The organism is Roseomonas rosulenta (genome assembly GCF_016106005.1).
Lineage (GTDB): Bacteria > Pseudomonadota > Alphaproteobacteria > Acetobacterales > Acetobacteraceae > Neoroseomonas > Neoroseomonas rosulenta.
Window position 1 is genome coordinate 1 of sequence record NZ_JACADR010000094.1, and the last position, 15,335, is coordinate 15,335.

General features: G+C 72.4%; 18 protein-coding genes. 10 read left to right on the top strand and 8 right to left on the bottom strand.

The window, feature by feature from the left end; translation table 11 throughout:
• The 6 genes from HW578_RS27840 to rpmI form a co-directional block, all read right to left on the bottom strand.
• On the bottom strand, positions 1-252 hold a 252-nt coding region (locus HW578_RS27840; protein ID WP_232478929.1), incomplete at its 3' end, for a hypothetical protein.
• Between the two features lie 215 nt (positions 253-467).
• Entirely contained in the window at positions 468-1,649 is a 1,182-nt protein-coding gene (locus tag HW578_RS13060; protein ID WP_198370986.1) for an MFS transporter, read from the bottom strand.
• Positions 1,646-4,141, bottom strand: a complete 2,496-nt coding sequence (gene pheT, locus HW578_RS13065; protein WP_198370987.1) for a phenylalanine--tRNA ligase subunit beta — start codon at positions 4,139-4,141, stop codon at positions 1,646-1,648. Before pheT ends, HW578_RS13060 begins: the two co-directional genes overlap by 4 nt.
• Before the next feature lie 143 nt (positions 4,142-4,284).
• Positions 4,285-5,364 (bottom strand): phenylalanine--tRNA ligase subunit alpha, encoded by a 1,080-nt coding sequence (pheS, locus tag HW578_RS13070; protein ID WP_198370988.1) that lies wholly within the window; start codon positions 5,362-5,364, stop codon positions 4,285-4,287.
• Positions 5,365-5,595: 231 nt separating this feature from the next.
• Positions 5,596-5,952 carry a 50S ribosomal protein L20 gene (rplT, locus tag HW578_RS13075; protein WP_168040551.1) on the bottom strand — a complete coding sequence of 119 codons (357 nt, stop codon included), beginning with the start codon at positions 5,950-5,952 and terminating at the stop codon, positions 5,596-5,598.
• A 15-nt stretch (positions 5,953-5,967) separates the two neighbouring features.
• Positions 5,968-6,174: a 50S ribosomal protein L35 gene (gene rpmI / locus HW578_RS13080; protein ID WP_198370989.1), complete on the bottom strand. Its 207-nt coding sequence runs from the start codon at positions 6,172-6,174 to the stop codon at positions 5,968-5,970.
• A 213-nt stretch (positions 6,175-6,387) separates the two neighbouring features.
• Between rpmI and HW578_RS13085 the strand changes: the two genes are divergently transcribed.
• The 10 genes from HW578_RS13085 (at position 6,388) to HW578_RS28225 (ending at position 14,056) form a co-directional block, all read left to right on the top strand.
• On the top strand, positions 6,388-6,987 hold the full coding sequence (locus HW578_RS13085) for a hypothetical protein (RefSeq protein WP_198370990.1): 600 nt from the start codon (positions 6,388-6,390) through the stop codon (positions 6,985-6,987).
• A 112-nt stretch (positions 6,988-7,099) separates the two neighbouring features.
• Positions 7,100-7,930 (top strand): diaminopimelate epimerase, encoded by an 831-nt coding sequence (dapF, locus tag HW578_RS13090; RefSeq protein ID WP_198370991.1) that lies wholly within the window; start codon positions 7,100-7,102, stop codon positions 7,928-7,930.
• Entirely contained in the window at positions 7,927-9,171 is a 1,245-nt protein-coding gene (mtaB, locus tag HW578_RS13095; RefSeq protein WP_198370992.1) for a tRNA (N(6)-L-threonylcarbamoyladenosine(37)-C(2))-methylthiotransferase MtaB, read from the top strand. Before dapF ends, mtaB begins: the two co-directional genes overlap by 4 nt.
• Positions 9,172-9,371: 200 nt before the next feature.
• Positions 9,372-10,313, top strand: a complete 942-nt coding sequence (ftsY, locus tag HW578_RS13100) for a signal recognition particle-docking protein FtsY (protein ID WP_232478932.1) — start codon at positions 9,372-9,374, stop codon at positions 10,311-10,313.
• A 28-nt stretch (positions 10,314-10,341) separates the two neighbouring features.
• Positions 10,342-10,908, top strand: coding sequence for a peroxidase-related enzyme (locus HW578_RS13105; protein ID WP_198370994.1), 567 nt, complete (start codon positions 10,342-10,344; stop codon positions 10,906-10,908).
• Positions 10,908-11,705: a creatininase family protein gene (locus HW578_RS13110; protein ID WP_198370995.1), complete on the top strand. Its 798-nt coding sequence runs from the start codon at positions 10,908-10,910 to the stop codon at positions 11,703-11,705. The genes HW578_RS13105 and HW578_RS13110 overlap by 1 nt, the downstream gene beginning before the upstream one ends.
• Entirely contained in the window at positions 11,702-12,313 is a 612-nt protein-coding gene (locus HW578_RS13115; RefSeq protein ID WP_198370996.1) for a hypothetical protein, read from the top strand. The genes HW578_RS13110 and HW578_RS13115 overlap by 4 nt, the downstream gene beginning before the upstream one ends.
• A gap of 45 nt (positions 12,314-12,358) precedes the next feature.
• Complete coding sequence (fdhD, locus tag HW578_RS13120) at positions 12,359-13,267, top strand: formate dehydrogenase accessory sulfurtransferase FdhD (RefSeq protein ID WP_198370997.1); 909 nt, start codon at positions 12,359-12,361, stop codon at positions 13,265-13,267.
• The gene (gene mobA / locus HW578_RS13125; protein ID WP_198370998.1) at positions 13,264-13,917 is read left to right on the top strand and encodes a molybdenum cofactor guanylyltransferase MobA; all 654 of its coding nucleotides are present in this window, start codon (positions 13,264-13,266) and stop codon (positions 13,915-13,917) included. The genes fdhD and mobA overlap by 4 nt, the downstream gene beginning before the upstream one ends.
• A 13-nt stretch (positions 13,918-13,930) precedes the next feature.
• Complete coding sequence (locus tag HW578_RS28225; protein ID WP_255529061.1) at positions 13,931-14,056, top strand: hypothetical protein; 126 nt, start codon at positions 13,931-13,933, stop codon at positions 14,054-14,056.
• 122 nt (positions 14,057-14,178) lie between these two features.
• Here the strand turns inward: HW578_RS28225 and HW578_RS13130 are convergent, their stop codons facing one another.
• Positions 14,179-14,529, bottom strand: coding sequence for a DUF3592 domain-containing protein (locus tag HW578_RS13130; protein ID WP_198370999.1), 351 nt, complete (start codon positions 14,527-14,529; stop codon positions 14,179-14,181).
• Positions 14,529-15,335 (bottom strand): molybdopterin molybdotransferase MoeA (locus HW578_RS13135; protein ID WP_198371000.1); only part of this gene is annotated, 807 nt, incomplete at its 5' end. The genes HW578_RS13130 and HW578_RS13135, both read right to left, overlap by 1 nt.

A 15,335-nucleotide genomic window follows, 5' to 3' on the forward strand; every position in this document is an offset into this window, starting at 1 on the left:
CTCGAGCGTCGCGCGCAGCTGCGCCAGCCGGTCCGCGCCGGCATCGCGGACCGCCACGCCGGCGGCCGGCGCGACGGCCTGAGCGCCGGCCGGGCGGACAAGGGCCGGGAGCAGCCATGGCACGAGCCCGACGCCCACGAGCATGCCGATGCAGCGGAGCGGACCCGGCCGACGGCATCCAACGACGCCTCGGAGGCCGCCAGCCGAACCGGGTGCGCTGTCGTCGCGGACAGGTTCGGACAGGGCCGGCATCTGGATTCCTTGAGGACACTCCGCGGCAAGAAGTGTCGATACCCATCCTTTCCCGGCCCGTCTATCACGCTGGGCGGCATGCCCCGCGGTTCGCACGATCCAGGCGGGCGCGCACACGCGTCGCGCGGCCGCCGTGCCATCGGGTCGCCCGGCTGGCGATCATGCGGCGCGCCGCTGCGCCTTGGCGAAACCTCGGGCTCTCGGAGGTGTCCAACCTACTTCGGCGCGGGTTGACCCGGCAGCATCGGCGCCAGCCGCCACATCGCCACCGCCCCCACCAGCGGCCCAATGGCGAGCAGCGCGAAGGCCGCCGCCACACCGAGCAAGCCCATCACCCAAGGCAGCACGCCGATCATCACCGCCGTCAGCAGGAAGCCCATCGAGGTCTGCACCGTCAGCATGGTGCCCACGTAGTCGGGCGGCGACAGGCTGACCACGCAGGCCGAGAACTGCGCGCTGTCCGCCACCACCGCGAAGCCCCAGACGAAGGCCACGCCCAGCGCCAGCGCCGGCCAGGCGCTCGCCGGCCCGATCAGCAGCGCGCAGCCGCCCGACACCACCATGCAAAGCGCGGCCACGCGCGCGCGGTTCCACCGGTCCGCAAGCAGCCCCGCGAGGACGCAGCCGGCTGCCCCCGCCGCCACGACGCCGAACACCCAGCCGCCCACATCCGGCCGCCCCAGCACCGCAGCCAGGAACACCCCGATCCAGGCCCACATGGCATAGAGCTCCCACATGTGACCGAGGTAGCCGAGATTGGCCAGCCGCAGCCCCCGGTTGCGCCAGGCTTCCAGCATCTGCGCCGGGCGGAAGGGCGGCCGCGCGCCCAGCAGCGGCCCGGGGCGGAAGGGCAGCACCAGCAGCCCGCCAAGCAGCGCCAGCGCCCCCGCCCCCGCATAGGCCGCGCGCCAATCGGGCGACCCCACCAGGCCGGGCAACAGATGCGGCAGCGCCGAGCCCAAAGTCACCGCCCCCACCACGATTCCGATCAGCAGCCCGAGATCGCCCTTCGCCCAGGACGCCGCGAGCTTCATCCCGACCGGATAGACGCCCGCCATCGCCGCGCCAGCCACGAAGCGCAGCGCGAGCGCCGCCCCACCCGCCGGTTCGACCAGGGTTTGCCCGAGCGTCGCCGCGGCGGCGAACACCGCGCAGCCGAGGAACAGCCGCCGCGCATCCAGCCGGTCCGCCAGCGACAACGCGGCGCTGACCAGCGTGCCCGCCACGAAGCCGAGCTGCACGCAGGCCGTGAGCCAGGCCGCCCGCCCCGGCGTCACCAGCCCTTGCGCGATCAGCGAGGGCACCGCCACCGTGCCGGCGAACCAGACCGAGAGCACCAGCACGATCGCCGCGGCGAGCAGCGCCATGTTCCGGCGCTTGCCCGCGGCGGCGGTCATGCCCGCAGCGTCGCCCCTGTCGCCTTCGCCACGGCGGCGACGATGCGGTCGGCCACGGCCTCGATCTGCACGTCGGTGAGCGTCGCCTCGCGCGGCTGGATGGTCACCTGGATCGCGAGCGACTTCGACCCCTCTGGCACGCCCCTGCCACGATAGACATCGAACAGCGCGACATCGGCCACGAGCGCCTTGTCGGCGCCACGCGCGGCGCGCAGCAGCGCATCGGCCGCGACGCCCTCCGGAACGATGAAGGCGAAGTCGCGCCGCAGCGGCTGGAAGGCCGGCAGGTCGGGCGCACCCTTCTTGCGGCGCTTGGGTTCGGGCACGGCATCGAGGAAGACCTCGAAGGCCACCGCCGGCCCCGGCAGGTCGAGTTCGGCCAGCAGCTTCGGATGGATCTCCCCGAAGGTCGCGAGCACCAGCTTCGGCCCCTGCCGCACCACGCCCGATCGGCCCGGGTGGTAGAAGCCCGGCGCATCTGCGCTGACCTGCAGGGCGGCCATTGGCACGCCGAGCGCCGAGAGCACGGCCAGCGCATCGCCCTTCGCGTCCACGGCGTCGACGCCGCGCGGCGCCTCCGCCCAATGGCGCGGGGTCGATCCATGCCGCACGCCCGCGGCAACCGCGGCCTGGCCCTCGGGCGTGACATCCCGATAGGCCGCGCCGAGTTCGGCCAGCGCGACATCGCCGAAGCCACGCGCGGCGTTGCGTTGCGCCGCCAGCAGCAGCGAGGCGACCGGCGTCGGGCGCATCTGGTCGAGATCCGCCGCGATCGGGTTGACCAGGCGCAGCGCCTCGGGGGTATCGCCGAACAGCGCGGCGGTCTTCGCCTCGATGAAGGCGAAGGTCACGCTCTCCTGCATCCCGCGCGCGGCCAGCACGCGCCGCGCCAGCGCCGCGCGCGCCTGCTTCGCGGTGAAGGCCGGCGGCGGGATGACGGCCAGCGGCGGCAGCGAGACCGCCGGCACGGCATCGAGCCCGCCGAGCCGCAGCACTTCCTCCACCAGGTCGCATTCGGGCTCGATCGCGGCCTGGCCCTCGGCCGCCTTGGCGGCGCGCGCGGGGTCGAGCCCGTCGAACTGCGTCAGCACCCCGCCGCCGGCACGATAGGCCGAGAGGTCGCCCGCCACGTCGTTGCGCCAGGACGGCACCGCCACGGTGACAGACGCCGCATCGCGCGCCTGCACCGCGAAGCCGAGCCGCTCGAGCCGCGCGACGGAGTCATCCGCCGGCAGGTCGAGCCCGCCATAGTCGCGCACGCGATCGAAGCGCAGCGTGGCGGAGCGCCTCCAGGCGGGTTCAGCGCCCGCGGTGCTGATCTCGCTCGCCTCGCCGCCGCAGAGCTCGATGATCATGCGCGTCGCCGCCTCCAGCGCATCGGGCAGGAAGGCCGGGTCGAGGCCGCGTTCGAAGCGCGCCCGCGCATCGGTGCGGACATCGTGGCGACGACCCGACAGCGCGATGCGCACGGGGTCGAACAGCGCGCATTCGATGAAGCATTCGGTCGTCGTCTCGTCGCAGCCCGAGGGCTCGCCGCCGATCACGCCGCCCAGCGCCTCGGGCCCGGCCGCATCGGCGATCACGCCATCCTCGGGCGTCAGCGTGTAGGTCTTGCCGTTCAGCGCGGCGAGCGTCTCGCCGTCCCGCGCCATGCGCATGACCAGGTCCGTGCCCTTCACCTTCGCCAAGTCGAAGACATGCAGCGGTCGGCCGAGGTCGAAGGTGAAGTAGTTGGTGATGTCCACCAGCGCGCTGATCGGCCGCAGCCCGATCGCCACCAGGCGATCCTGCAGCCACTTCGGCGAGGGCCCGTTCTTCACGCCGCGCACCGCACGACCCAGCACGTACAGGCAGGCGCGCGGATCCTCGATCTTCCAGTTCAGCGGCGCCTTGTAGGCGGGGGCGACCATCGGCGCCGACCACGGCTTCAGCGTGCCGAGCCCCGCCGCCGCGAGGTCCCGCGCGATGCCGCGCACCGACAGCGCATCGCCGCGGTTGGGCGTCACGCTGATCTCGATGAGCGGGTCGTCCATGCCCGCCCACTTCACGTAGGGTTCGCCCAGAGGCGCATCCGCCGGCAGGTCCACGATGCCGCTGTGGTCGTCGCCGAGGCCCATCTCGCGCGCCGAGAGCATCATCGCCTCCGACTTCACGCCGCGGATCTCACCCGCCTTCAGCGTGATGCCGGTGCCGGGGATGAAGGCTCCGGGCAGCGCGGCCACGCCCATCATGCCCGTGCGCGCGTTCGGCGCGCCGCAGACGACAGACAATTCGCGCCCGTCGCCCACATCGACGCGCAGCGCGCGCAGCCGGTCGGCGTTGGGGTGCTGCACCGCCTCGATCACGCGGGCGATGCGGAAGGACGCCAGCGCCGCGCCGCGGTCCTCGATGCCTTCGACTTCGAGCCCGATCGCGTTCAGCGTGCGCGCGATCTCATCGACGCCGGCCTCGGTGTCGAGGTGGTCCTTCAGCCACGATAAGGTGAACTTCACAGGATCAGCTCCACGCCACGAGAATGCGGCCGCACAGCGGCCGCCGCCGTCCACTCGCCTTCACTGCCAGGCGCACCAGCACCGCGGCGCAGCCAAGCCGCCGGAGGCGGCGCCCGGCGTTTGAGGGCGCAAGAAAACCCATCTCACACCCCCTCGTGCAGCGTGGCGGGCGCCAGCGGGTCGGCCGCGTAGTGGCGCAGCCAGCGGATATCGGCCTCGTAGAAGGGGCGCAGGTCGGGGATGCCGTGCTTCAGCATGGTGATGCGCTCGATCCCCATGCCGAAGGCGAAGCCCTGCCATTCGCGCGGGTCGATGCCGCAATTGGCCAGCACCTTCGGATGCACCATCCCCGAGCCCAGGATCTCCAGCCAGTCGCCGCCCTTGCCGAGTTCGCCGGTCTTGCGCGACCAGCCGATATCCACCTCCATCGAAGGCTCGGTGAAGGGGAAGTAAGAGGAGCGGAAGCGCACCGGCAGGTCGGCGATGCCGAAGAAGGCGCGCAGGAAATCGATCAGGCAGCCCTTGAGGTGGCCGAGCGTGATGCCGCGGTCGATCACCAGGCCCTCGACCTGGTGGAACATCGGCGAATGCGTCGCGTCGTGGTCGGCGCGATAGGTGCGGCCGGGCACGATGACGCGGATCGGAGGCTCCTGGCCGATCATGGTGCGGATCTGCACCGGGGAGGTGTGCGTGCGCAGCACCGGCCGGCGCCCGTCCACTTCCGGCAGGTAGAAGGTGTCGTGGTCCTGCCGCGCCGGGTGGTGGTCGGGGATGTTGAGCGCGCCGAAGTTGAACCAGTCGCCCTCGATGTCCGGGCCTTCCGCGACCTTGAAGCCCATGGCGCCGAACAGGGCGGTGAGCTCCTCCATGGTGCGCGCGATGGGGTGGATGCCGCCCTCGGCGGCGGTGCCGGCGGCGAAGGGGCGCGGCGGCAGGGTGATGTCGATGCGCTCGGCCGCCAGGCGGGCATCGAGGGCCGCGGCATCGAGCACCACGCGGCGCGCTTCGATGGCGGCCTCGATGCTGCCCTTCAGGCGGTTCAGCGCGGCGCCGCGGTCCTTGCGCTCCTCGGCGGGCACCGCACCCAGCCCCTTGAGCAGCGCGGTCAGGCTGCCGGACTTGCCGAGGACGCCGACGCGCACGGCATCGAGCGCGCGCAGGTCGGCAGCGGCGGCGAGGGCGGCCTCGGTCTCGGCCTGCAGGGAAGCGAGGTCGTCGTTCATGGGCACCATGTCCGGAACATACGAAGGGCCGCGCCCCGGTCACCCGGGATGCGGCCCTCTGCTAAACGCTGTGGCGGCGAAGGAAAAGCCTTGCCGGCGTCTCGGACCCTGGGGCGCGCCCCAGGCGCGCCGAGGCCGCGAACGCGGCCCGCCGGCAGTCCGGCGAAGCCAAGCCGCGCGGATGCGCGGCGCCCGGCGTCTGAGGGGCGCGCCCGAAGGGCGCGCGCGCCATCAAGCCAGCTTGGCCTTGGCCTGCTCGACCAGCGCCGCGAAGGCCGCCGGTTCGTCGAAGGCCAGGGCCGCCATCACCTTGCGGTCCATCTCGATCCCCGCCGCCTTGATGCCGGCGATGAAGCGGGAATAGGTCAGGCCGTGCTCGCGCACCGCGGCGTTGATGCGCTGGATCCACAGGCCGCGGAACTCGCGCTTCTTGTTGCGGCGGTCGCGATAGGCGTACTGCAGCGCCTTCTCGACTCGCTCGAGCGCGGGGCGATAGGCGGTGGAAGACCGGCCGACATAGCCCTCGGCGAGCTTCAGGACCTTCTTGTGACGGGCGTGCTTGGTGACGCCGCGCTTGACACGAGCCATGGTGCGTCCCCTCCCTTACCGGTCCAGCCCATAGGGCAGCCACTGCTTCACGGTATCGCCGTCCTGCTTGTCCAGGACGTACATGCCGCGGTTCTGGCGCTTCATCTTGGTGGTCTTGGCGGTCAGCATGTGGCGCTTGTTGCCAGCGCCCGCCTTGACCTTGCCGGTCGCGGTCAGTCGGAAGCGCTTCTTCACGCTCGACTTCGTCTTCATCTTGGACATTTGGCCCTCCTGTGGGGTCGGGGCGTCCCGGGCCATCGCACCATGCGACGGGGACGCGTGTTCCCGGCCGGGCATGTCCATGGGGCCACGACGCGGGAGGCGGGCGTATAGCGGCGGGCGCACCCCGGGGCAAGTGGGCGCATCGCAACGGAGCCTTCACCCTGTCCGGTGTTTCCTGCCCCGATCGCCGCCCGGACAGAAGGCCGCCCGCCCGTGCAGACCGTGACCGACCGGCCCGACCAGGCCCTCGACCTGGCCCTCGCGCCCCATTTCGCCGCGCTGCGCGCCTTCATGGACCGCCGCATCGCCGAACTGAGCGCCGAGGTCGCCGCCTCGGTCCAACTCATGGGCATGAGCGAGGACGCCATCACCTCCCGCATAGCCGAGGTCCACGCCCAGATCGCCCGCCTCATTGCCATACCGGCCTCCGGCGCCCGCAACTCCGGGCTCGAGCTCGAAGCCGTGGTGCAGGCCACCGAGGCCGCCGCCCACACCATCATGGAGGCCGCCGAGGCCATCCAGGCCTGGCTCGATGGCGGCGGCCGCGACGCGGAGTCCATTGCCGCCCTGAACGACCGGGTCGCCGCCATCTTCCAGGCCTGCTCCTTCCAGGACCTGACGGGCCAGCGCATCCGCCGCGCCATCAAGCAGCTGCAGCAGGTGGAGACCATGCTGGAAGGCCTGATGCCCGGCGGCACCGTGCCCGAGGCCCCGAAGCTCGAGGTGGTCGGCCACGCGCCCACCGTCGCGGCCCCCGCCCTGGCCGGGCCGGACCTGGCACAGGCCGAGATCGACCGCCTGCTGAACGGCTGACCCCGGCGCCCGCTGGGGTGAGCCGCCGCGCGACGGTGGCCTTCGTGCCGGGCAGCCCCGCGCGCACCACGGGTTCCGGTGGTGCCCCGGCCGCTCTATATGCGCAGGCGGCATGGTCCCCTTCCGCAAGATGCACGGCCTGGGCAACGACTTCGTCGTGCTGGATGCGCGCGCACGCCCGCTGCCCATCACCCCTGCCCGCGCCGCCGCCATCGCCGACCGGCATTTCGGCATCGGCTGCGACCAACTCATCCTGCTCGAACCCCCGCCCCCGGGCGCCGATGTCTTCATGCGCATCCGCAACCCGGATGGCTCGGAGGCCGCCGCCTGCGGCAATGCCACCCGCTGCATCGCCGCGCTGGTGGCGGATGAACGCAACGCCGACCGCGTGGTTGTGCGCACGATCGCCGGCGAGCTGCCGGTGGAGCGCCTGCCGGGTGGGCTGTGGCGCGCCGACATGGGCCCCGCACGGCTGCGCTGGGACGACGTGCCGCTGGCGCACAAGGCCGACACGCTGCATCTGCCGCTAGCACTCGGCCCGGTCTCGGACCCCGCCGCCTGCTCCATGGGCAATCCGCACGCGACCTTCTTCGTGCCGGATCTCGAGGCGATCGACGTCGCGACGCTCGGCCCGGCGCTGGAACGCGACCCGATCTTCCCCGACCGCGCGAATATCGGCTTCGCGCAGGTGCTGACGCCGGACCATATCCGCCTAGTCCTATGGGAACGCGGCGCCGGCATGACCCTGGCCTGCGGGTCGGGCGCCTGCGCCACCATCGTGAACGCGGTGCGCCGCGGCCTGACCGCGCGCCGCGCCACAATCTCCATGCCCGGCGGCGACCTGGTGCTCGAATGGCGTGAGTCCGACGGGCATGTGCTGATGACCGGCCCGGTCGCGACCGCCTTCACCGGCACGATCGACCTCGAGGCCTATGCGCCATGACGGTCGAGGTGCTGACCTTCGGCTGCCGGCTGAACACCTATGAATCCGAGGCGATGCGCGACCTGGCTTCAAGGGCCGGGCATGCGGGCGCCATAGTGGTCAACACCTGCGCCGTCACCGCCGAGGCCGAGCGCCAGGCCCGCCAGGCGATCCGCCGCGCGCATCGCGACAATCCCGGCGCGCGCATCATCGTCACCGGCTGCGCAGCGCAGATCGCCCCCGATCGCTGGGCCGGGCTGCCGGGCGTGGAACGCGTGATCGGCAATGCCGACAAGCTGAAGCCCGAGACCTGGGCCGCGCTCGACAGCCCCCCTGCCCCGGTCACCGACATCATGGCGGCGACCGAGACGGCGGCGCATCTGGTGACCGAGTTCGCCGGGCGCGCCCGCGCCTTCGTGCAGGTGCAGCAGGGCTGCGATCATCGCTGCACCTTCTGCGTCATTCCCTTCGGCCGCGGCCCGTCGCGCAGCGTGCCGATCGGCGCCATCGTCGAGCAGGTGCGCGCGCTGGTCGCCGCCGGCTACCGGGAGGTGGTGCTGACGGGGGTGGACATCACCTCCTTCGGTCCGGACCTGCCGGGGCAGCCGACGCTGGGCCAGATGGTGCGCCGGCTGCTCGCGCTGGTGCCGGAGCTGCCGCGGCTGCGGCTCTCCTCGCTCGATCCCGTGGAGGTGGATGACGACCTCTGGCGCCTGATCGCCGAGGAACCGCGGCTGATGCCGCACCTGCACCTGTCACTGCAGCACGGCGCCGACCTGATCCTGAAGCGGATGAAGCGGCGGCACCTGCGCGCGGATGCCATCGCGCTGGCCGACCGCGCCCGCCGCCTGCGGCCCGACATGGTGTTCGGCGCCGACCTGATCGCCGGCTTCCCGACCGAGACCGAGGCGCATTTCGCCGAGACGCTCGCGCTGGTCGAAGACTGCGGCCTCAGCTTCCTGCACGTCTTCCCCTATTCCGAACGTCCCGACACGCCCGCGGCGCGCATGCCGCAACTGCCCGTGCCGGTGCGGAAGGAACGCGCCGCGCGGCTGCGCGAGGCCGGCGCGCGCGCCGCCGCGCGGCTGTTCGACGCCCGCATCGGGCAGGAGGAGGCCGTCCTGTTCGAACACGCCGACCGCGGCCACACGGAGCAGTTCGCGCCGCTCCGCCTCGCGCGCGGCGGCGCGACGCCCGGCGAGATCCGCCGCCTGCGCGTGACCGGCGCCACCCCCGATGCCCTGCTGGCGGAGGCCGCCTGATGCTGAAGAACCTGCTCAGCCGCTTCCGTGGCGCCGAGCCCGACGAGCAGCCGCGCCCGCCGGAACTGCCCATCCCCGGCCCGCCCGAGGCCCCTCCCCCCGGCCCGGAGACGCCCGAGCCCGGCCCGGCCGAGACCCCGGCGCCAGGCCCGGAGCCGGCGCCGGACCCCACCCCGGTCGAGATCCCGCCCCCTACCGCGATGGCCGACGACCCGCCGGCCAAGGGCGGCTGGTTCGCGCGCCTCAAGGCCGGGCTGTCGCGCTCCACCGCCAAGCTGACCGAGAGCGTCACGACGCTCTTCACCAAGCGCAAGCTGGACGAGGAGGCGCTCGAGGAGCTCGAGGAGACGCTGATCGCCGCCGATCTCGGCGTCGCGGCATCGCGGCGCATCGTCGAGGGCTTCCGCCGCACGCGCTTCGGCAAGGAAGTCACGGACGAGGAGGTACGCGCGACGCTGGCCGAGGAGATCGCCACCATCCTCGCCCCCGTGGCGCAGCCGCTGCCGATCGACACGGCGCGCGCGCCGCATGTGGTGCTGGTGGTGGGCGTGAACGGCACCGGCAAGACCACCACCATCGCCAAGCTGGGCAAGCAGTATCGCGACCGGGGGCTCAGCGTCGGCATGGTGGCCGGCGACACCTTCCGCGCCGCCGCGGTCGAGCAGCTGCAGGTCTGGGCCGAGCGCACCGGCGCGCGCTTCTTCCCGCCTGCCAGGCCCGGCGCGGATGCCGCGGGGCTCGCCTTCGATGCGCTGGCCAGCGCGCGCGCCGAAGGGCTGGACGTGCTGCTGGTCGACACCGCCGGGCGCCTGCACAACAAGTCCGCGCTGATGGAGGAACTGCGCAAGGTCGTGCGCATCATCCGCCGCGTGGACGAGACCGCGCCGCATTCCGTGCTGCTGGTGCTGGATGCCACCACCGGCCAGAACGCCGTGCAGCAGGTGAAGGTCTTCAAGGAGATGGTGGACGTCACCGGCCTCGCGGTGACCAAGCTGGACGGTTCCGCCAAGGGCGGCGTGGTGGTGGCCCTCGCCCAGGAATTCGCCCTGCCCGTGCATGTCGTGGGTGTCGGCGAGAAAGCCGAGGACCTGCGCCCCTTCGAGGCGCGCGACTTCGCGCGCGGGCTGCTGGGGCTGGACTGATCCGCGCTGCGGGCGGAAGGTCCCGGCCATGAAGCCGATCGCCCGCACCCCCATCCCCGACATCGCCACCCTGCCCGAGGACATCCGCACCCGCATCCTGACGGTGCAGGAGAAGTCCGGCTTCATCCCGAACGTCTTCCTGATGCTGGCGCATCGCCCGGCGGAATTCCGCGCATTCATGGCCTATCACGACACGCTGATGGACAAGGCCGAGGGGCTGTCCAAGGCGGAGCGCGAGATGATCGTGGTCGCCGTCTCCTCGCGCAACCAGTGCCAGTACTGCGTGGTGGCGCACGGGGCCATTCTGCGTATCCGCGCCAAGAACCCGCTGATCGCCGACCAGGTCGCCGCCAACTGGCGCAAGGCCGACATCACCGACAGGCAGCGCGCCATGCTGGACTTCGCCATGAAGGTGACCGACCGCGCGAACGAGGTGAACGACGCCGACCACGACGCCCTGCGCGCCGCCGGCTTCGATGACGAGGCCATCTGGGACATCGCCGCCATCGCCGCCTTCTTCGGCATGTCCAACCGGCTGGCCAACGTGACCAGCCTGCGCCCGAACGACGAATTCTACACCATGGGGAGAGGCTGATGCCCGAAGTCCGCTGGGAACGCCTGACCGCGCCGGAGCTGCGCGCGCTGGCCGAACGCAACGCCGTGGTGGTGGTGCCGGTCGCGAGCCTCGAGCAGCACGGCCCGCACCTGCCGGTCTGGACCGACAGCTTCATCGGCCATTCGGTGAGCGTCCGCGCGGCTGAGCTGTGTGCCGACCTGCCGGCGGTGGTCACGCCGCCGATGTGGCTCGGCCTGTCGGAGCACCACTTCCCCTTCGGCGGCACGATCAGCCTGGACTACGCGACCTTCGCCGCGGTGCTGCGCTGCATCGTGCGCTCGCTGCTGGCCGATGGCTTCTCGAAGGTCATGCTGTTCAACTCCCATGGCGGAAACATCGACCCGCTGGCGGTCAGCGCGCGCGAGCTCGCGCATGAATTCGGCATCCCGGTGCTGACCACCACCATCACCAAGGTGGCACCCGCGGCGATCTCCGCGACGCTGACGGCGCAGAAGGCGATCCACCATGCCTGCGAGGGCGAGACCAGCATCTGGATGCACCTCGACCCCGGCCAGGTGCGCATGGAGGAGATCGCCAATTCCGTCTCGCCGGGAAATTTCGATGCCGGTCAGCAGGTCTCCTCGCGCTTCTGGTCCTTCAGCGAACGCGCGCCGGTCACAGGCGTGCGCGGCGATGCGCGCGCCGCCACGCCAGAGAAGGGCAAGGCGATCTTCGAGGCGATGGCGGAAGGCCTCGCGCGCGAACTGCGCGACACCGCCAACTGGTCCCCGCCCGACGACGTCTGGCGGCGCGGGCGGGCGCAAGGGCCACGGTGAGCCGCCCCTGGGTTCCCTTCCACGGCCAGTGGGAGGCGCATGAACGCATCGGCGACATCCTCGGCGGCGCGCTGCGTGCCGAGGACGATCCCTGCTGGGCCGATTCCGGCGCCACGGATCGCGCCGAATACGCGCGCTGGGCCGAACACCTCTGCGGCGTCGCATGCCTGCGCATGGCGATCGGCGCGCGCCGGCTGCCGACCCCGCGCGCGATGGACCTGGCGCGCGAACTGACGCGCCGCGGTGGCTATGTCGAGGAAGCGGACGGGCGCATCCGCGGCCTGGTCTACGCCCCAGCCGTCGCCTGGCTGCACGACGCCCACGGCATCCGTGCCGAGGTCGTCACCGACACGCCCGCCGCCGCCATTCCCGGCATGATCGCGGGCGGGGGCATGTACATCGCGTCCGTGCATCCCGCGATCCGCCGGCCGGAGACGACGCCGCCGTCGCGCGGCGGGCACCTGGTGCTGGTGTTCCACGTCGCGGGGGGGATGCTGCATTTCCACAACCCCTCGGGCGATACGCAGCGCGCGCAGATCGGCGGCCGCATGACGCCCGATGAATTCGACCGCTTCCACGCCGGGCGCGGGATCCTGATCCACCCCTGAGCACGCGGCTTGCCGCGGCCTGGCGCGCCGCCCATCTTCGCCGCCATGGAACCCGCGCTCCGCGTCCAGCCCGACCCGACCGATCCGCGCCTGACGCGCCGTGTCGCCGGCATCGATCACACCGGCCAGCCGATCGAGACCTCCGTCACCGTCGAGCGCCCGCTCACCCTGTACCTGAACGGGCAGGAGATCGTGACGATGATGACCATCCTCGACCGGCCGGAGGACCTCGCACTCGGCTACCTGCTCAACCAGGGCATGCTGAAGCCCGACGCGGTGGTGACCGGCGTCGACTACGACGACGACCTCGGCGTGGTCATCGTGCGCACGCCCGAGCGCACCGATTTCGAGGAGAAGCTGCGCAAGAAGACGCTGACCTCCGGCTGCGCGCAGGGCACCGCGTTCGGCGACCTGATGGAGGGATTCGCGCAGGTGAAGCTGGCGCGCGCGGAACTGCGCACGAGTTGGCTGTACCGCCTGCTGCACCGGATCAACACGCTGCCGACGCTGTACCTGGAAGCAGGCGCGATCCATGGCTGCGCGCTGTGCGTGCGGGACCAGCCGATCGTCTACATGGAGGATGTCGGCCGCCACAACGCGGTGGACAAGATCGCGGGCTGGATGTTCCGCCACCGCGAGAGCCCCGACGACAAGATCTTCTATACGACCGGACGCCTGACCTCGGAGATGGTCATCAAGACCGTGCGCATGGGCATCCCGATCCTGGTCTCGCGATCGGGATTCACGGCCTGGGGCGTGGAGCTCGCGCGCGAGGCCGGCCTGACGCTGATCGGCCGCTGCAAGGGCAGGCGCTTCGTCGTACTCGCGGGGCAGGAGCGCATCGTCTTCGACGCCGACCCGGCCTATGTGCCCGAGGAATCCGCGAAGCACTGGCGCAAGAACAGCGCCGAGGCGATGGCGCAGGACCCGGGCCGCGCTGGCGGCGACCGATGAGGGCTGACACCCTTGGCGTGGTGCTGGCCGGCGGGCTCGCGCGGCGCATGGGCGGCGGCGACAAGCCGCTGCGCCTGCTGGGCGGTCGGCCGATGCTGGACCATGTGCTGGCGCGCATCGCACCGCAGGTCGCCGCCGTGATCCTCAACGCCAATGGCGACCCGGCGCGCTTCGCCGGCCTCGGCCTGCCGGTCGTGGCGGATGGGCTGCCGGACCATCCCGGGCCGCTCGCCGGCGTCCTGGCGGCGCTGGACTGGGCGGCGGCGCATCGGCCGGACCTGCCCTGGGTCGTCTCGGTGCCGGGGGATTCGCCCTTCCTCCCGCTGGATCTGGTCGCGCGCCTGCATGCCGCACGCGCCGCGCAGGACGTGCCGCTGGCCTGCGCGCGATCGGGCGGGCAGGCGCATCCGCCGGTCGGCCTCTGGCCGGTCGCGCTTCGCGACGACCTGCGCGCCGCGCTGCTCGCCGGCGAGCGCAAGATCGACCGCTGGACCGTGCGCCATGGCTGCGCCCATGCCGACTGGCCCGAGCATCCGGTGGACCCCTTCTTCAACGCCAATGCGCCCGACGACCTGGCCGCCGCCGAGGCCCTGCTGCGGCTGTTGCAAAGCCCCGCCGCGATGACCATAGACAAGGCAAGGCAGAGTTGAGGGAACCGCCCGCATGAAGGCCATCTTCGCCGGCATCGTCATCGCCATCGCCATCGCCGCGGGCGCGGCCGTCGTGCTCGACACCAAGGTACAGCGCACCGCGGAGACCGCCTTCACCACCTCCGGCGCGCGGCTGTAGCGCCAGACCGGGCGCTGCGCCGCGCCCCGCTGCTCGATGCGCGCGCCGCCCGCTTCCCCGGCCGCGGCGTGAGCAGCGCAGACCCAACGCGGCCATCGCACCCGCGGCGGTAGCGCCGCCCGCTACCGCAGGAACGCCGCGACGCCGACCCCCGCCAGCCCCATCCCGCAGGCGAGACCGAGCCCCGGCCGCCGCGGCAGGTCGACGCCGCGCTCAGGCGCACGGGGGTCATACAGGATCGTCACCGGCCCCGCGCCCTCGCGCCGCGCCAGCAGGCGCAGATCGCGCGTGACCACGCTGACCGGCTGACCGTCAGGCAGCAGGAAGTCGATGCGCCAGGTCGGGCCGGGCTCGAAGCGGATGGTCGCGGCCGCGCGCTGCCAGGTGCGGCGCCGGATCAGCCCGCGCAGGTCGCGCCGCATCAGCACCGCGCCCAGCAGGCACAGGATCAGCCCCGAGGCCGCCGCATCCACTACAGCATCCCGGCGAAGGGCAGCACCGCGATCGGATCGCCGGGCGCGACCTGCGTCACATCCTCGGGCAGCTCCGCGAAGCCGTCGGATTGCGTGAGCGAGGAGAGCAGCCCGGCCCCTTCGCGCGGGAACTTCTCGGCGCGCGTCACCGCGCCCTCGGTGCGCAGCGTGACGCGCACGTATTCGCGCCGCCCCGCCTTCTTGCGGTAATCGAACCCCGCCACGGCGGCATAGCACGGCAGCGGCCGTTCCGCCGCGCCGGCCAGGCGCAGCAGCAGCGGCCGTGCCAGGTGCAGGAAGCACACCACCGCCGCCACCGGATTGCCCGGCAGGCCCACCACCGGCGTGCCGCCGCCGGCGAAATCGCGGCCGGCCTTCGGCAGCACGCCCATCGCCGCCGGCCGGCCCGGCTTCACGGCGAGGCGCCAGAACACGAGCGAACCGGCGGCCTCGATCGCGGCGCGGACATGGTCTTCCTCGCCGGTCGAGACACCGCCGCTGGTCAGCAGCAGGTCGTGGTCGCGCGCCGCCTCGGCCAGCGCCGCCGAGGTCCTTTCGGCATGGTCGGGAATGATGCCGAGGTCCACCGCCTCGCAGGGCAGCCCGGCGAGCAGCGCCAGCAGCGTGAATCGGTTGCTGTCATGCGTCTGCGCCGGCCCCAGATGCGCGCCCGGCTCGACCAGCTCGTCGCCGGTCGAGAAGACGCCGATGCGCGGGCGCGGCCGCACCGCGAGGCGCGCCTGGCCCAGCGCCGCGGCCAGGCCGATCTCGGCCGGCCCGAGCACGCGGCCCGCCGCGAGGGCGAT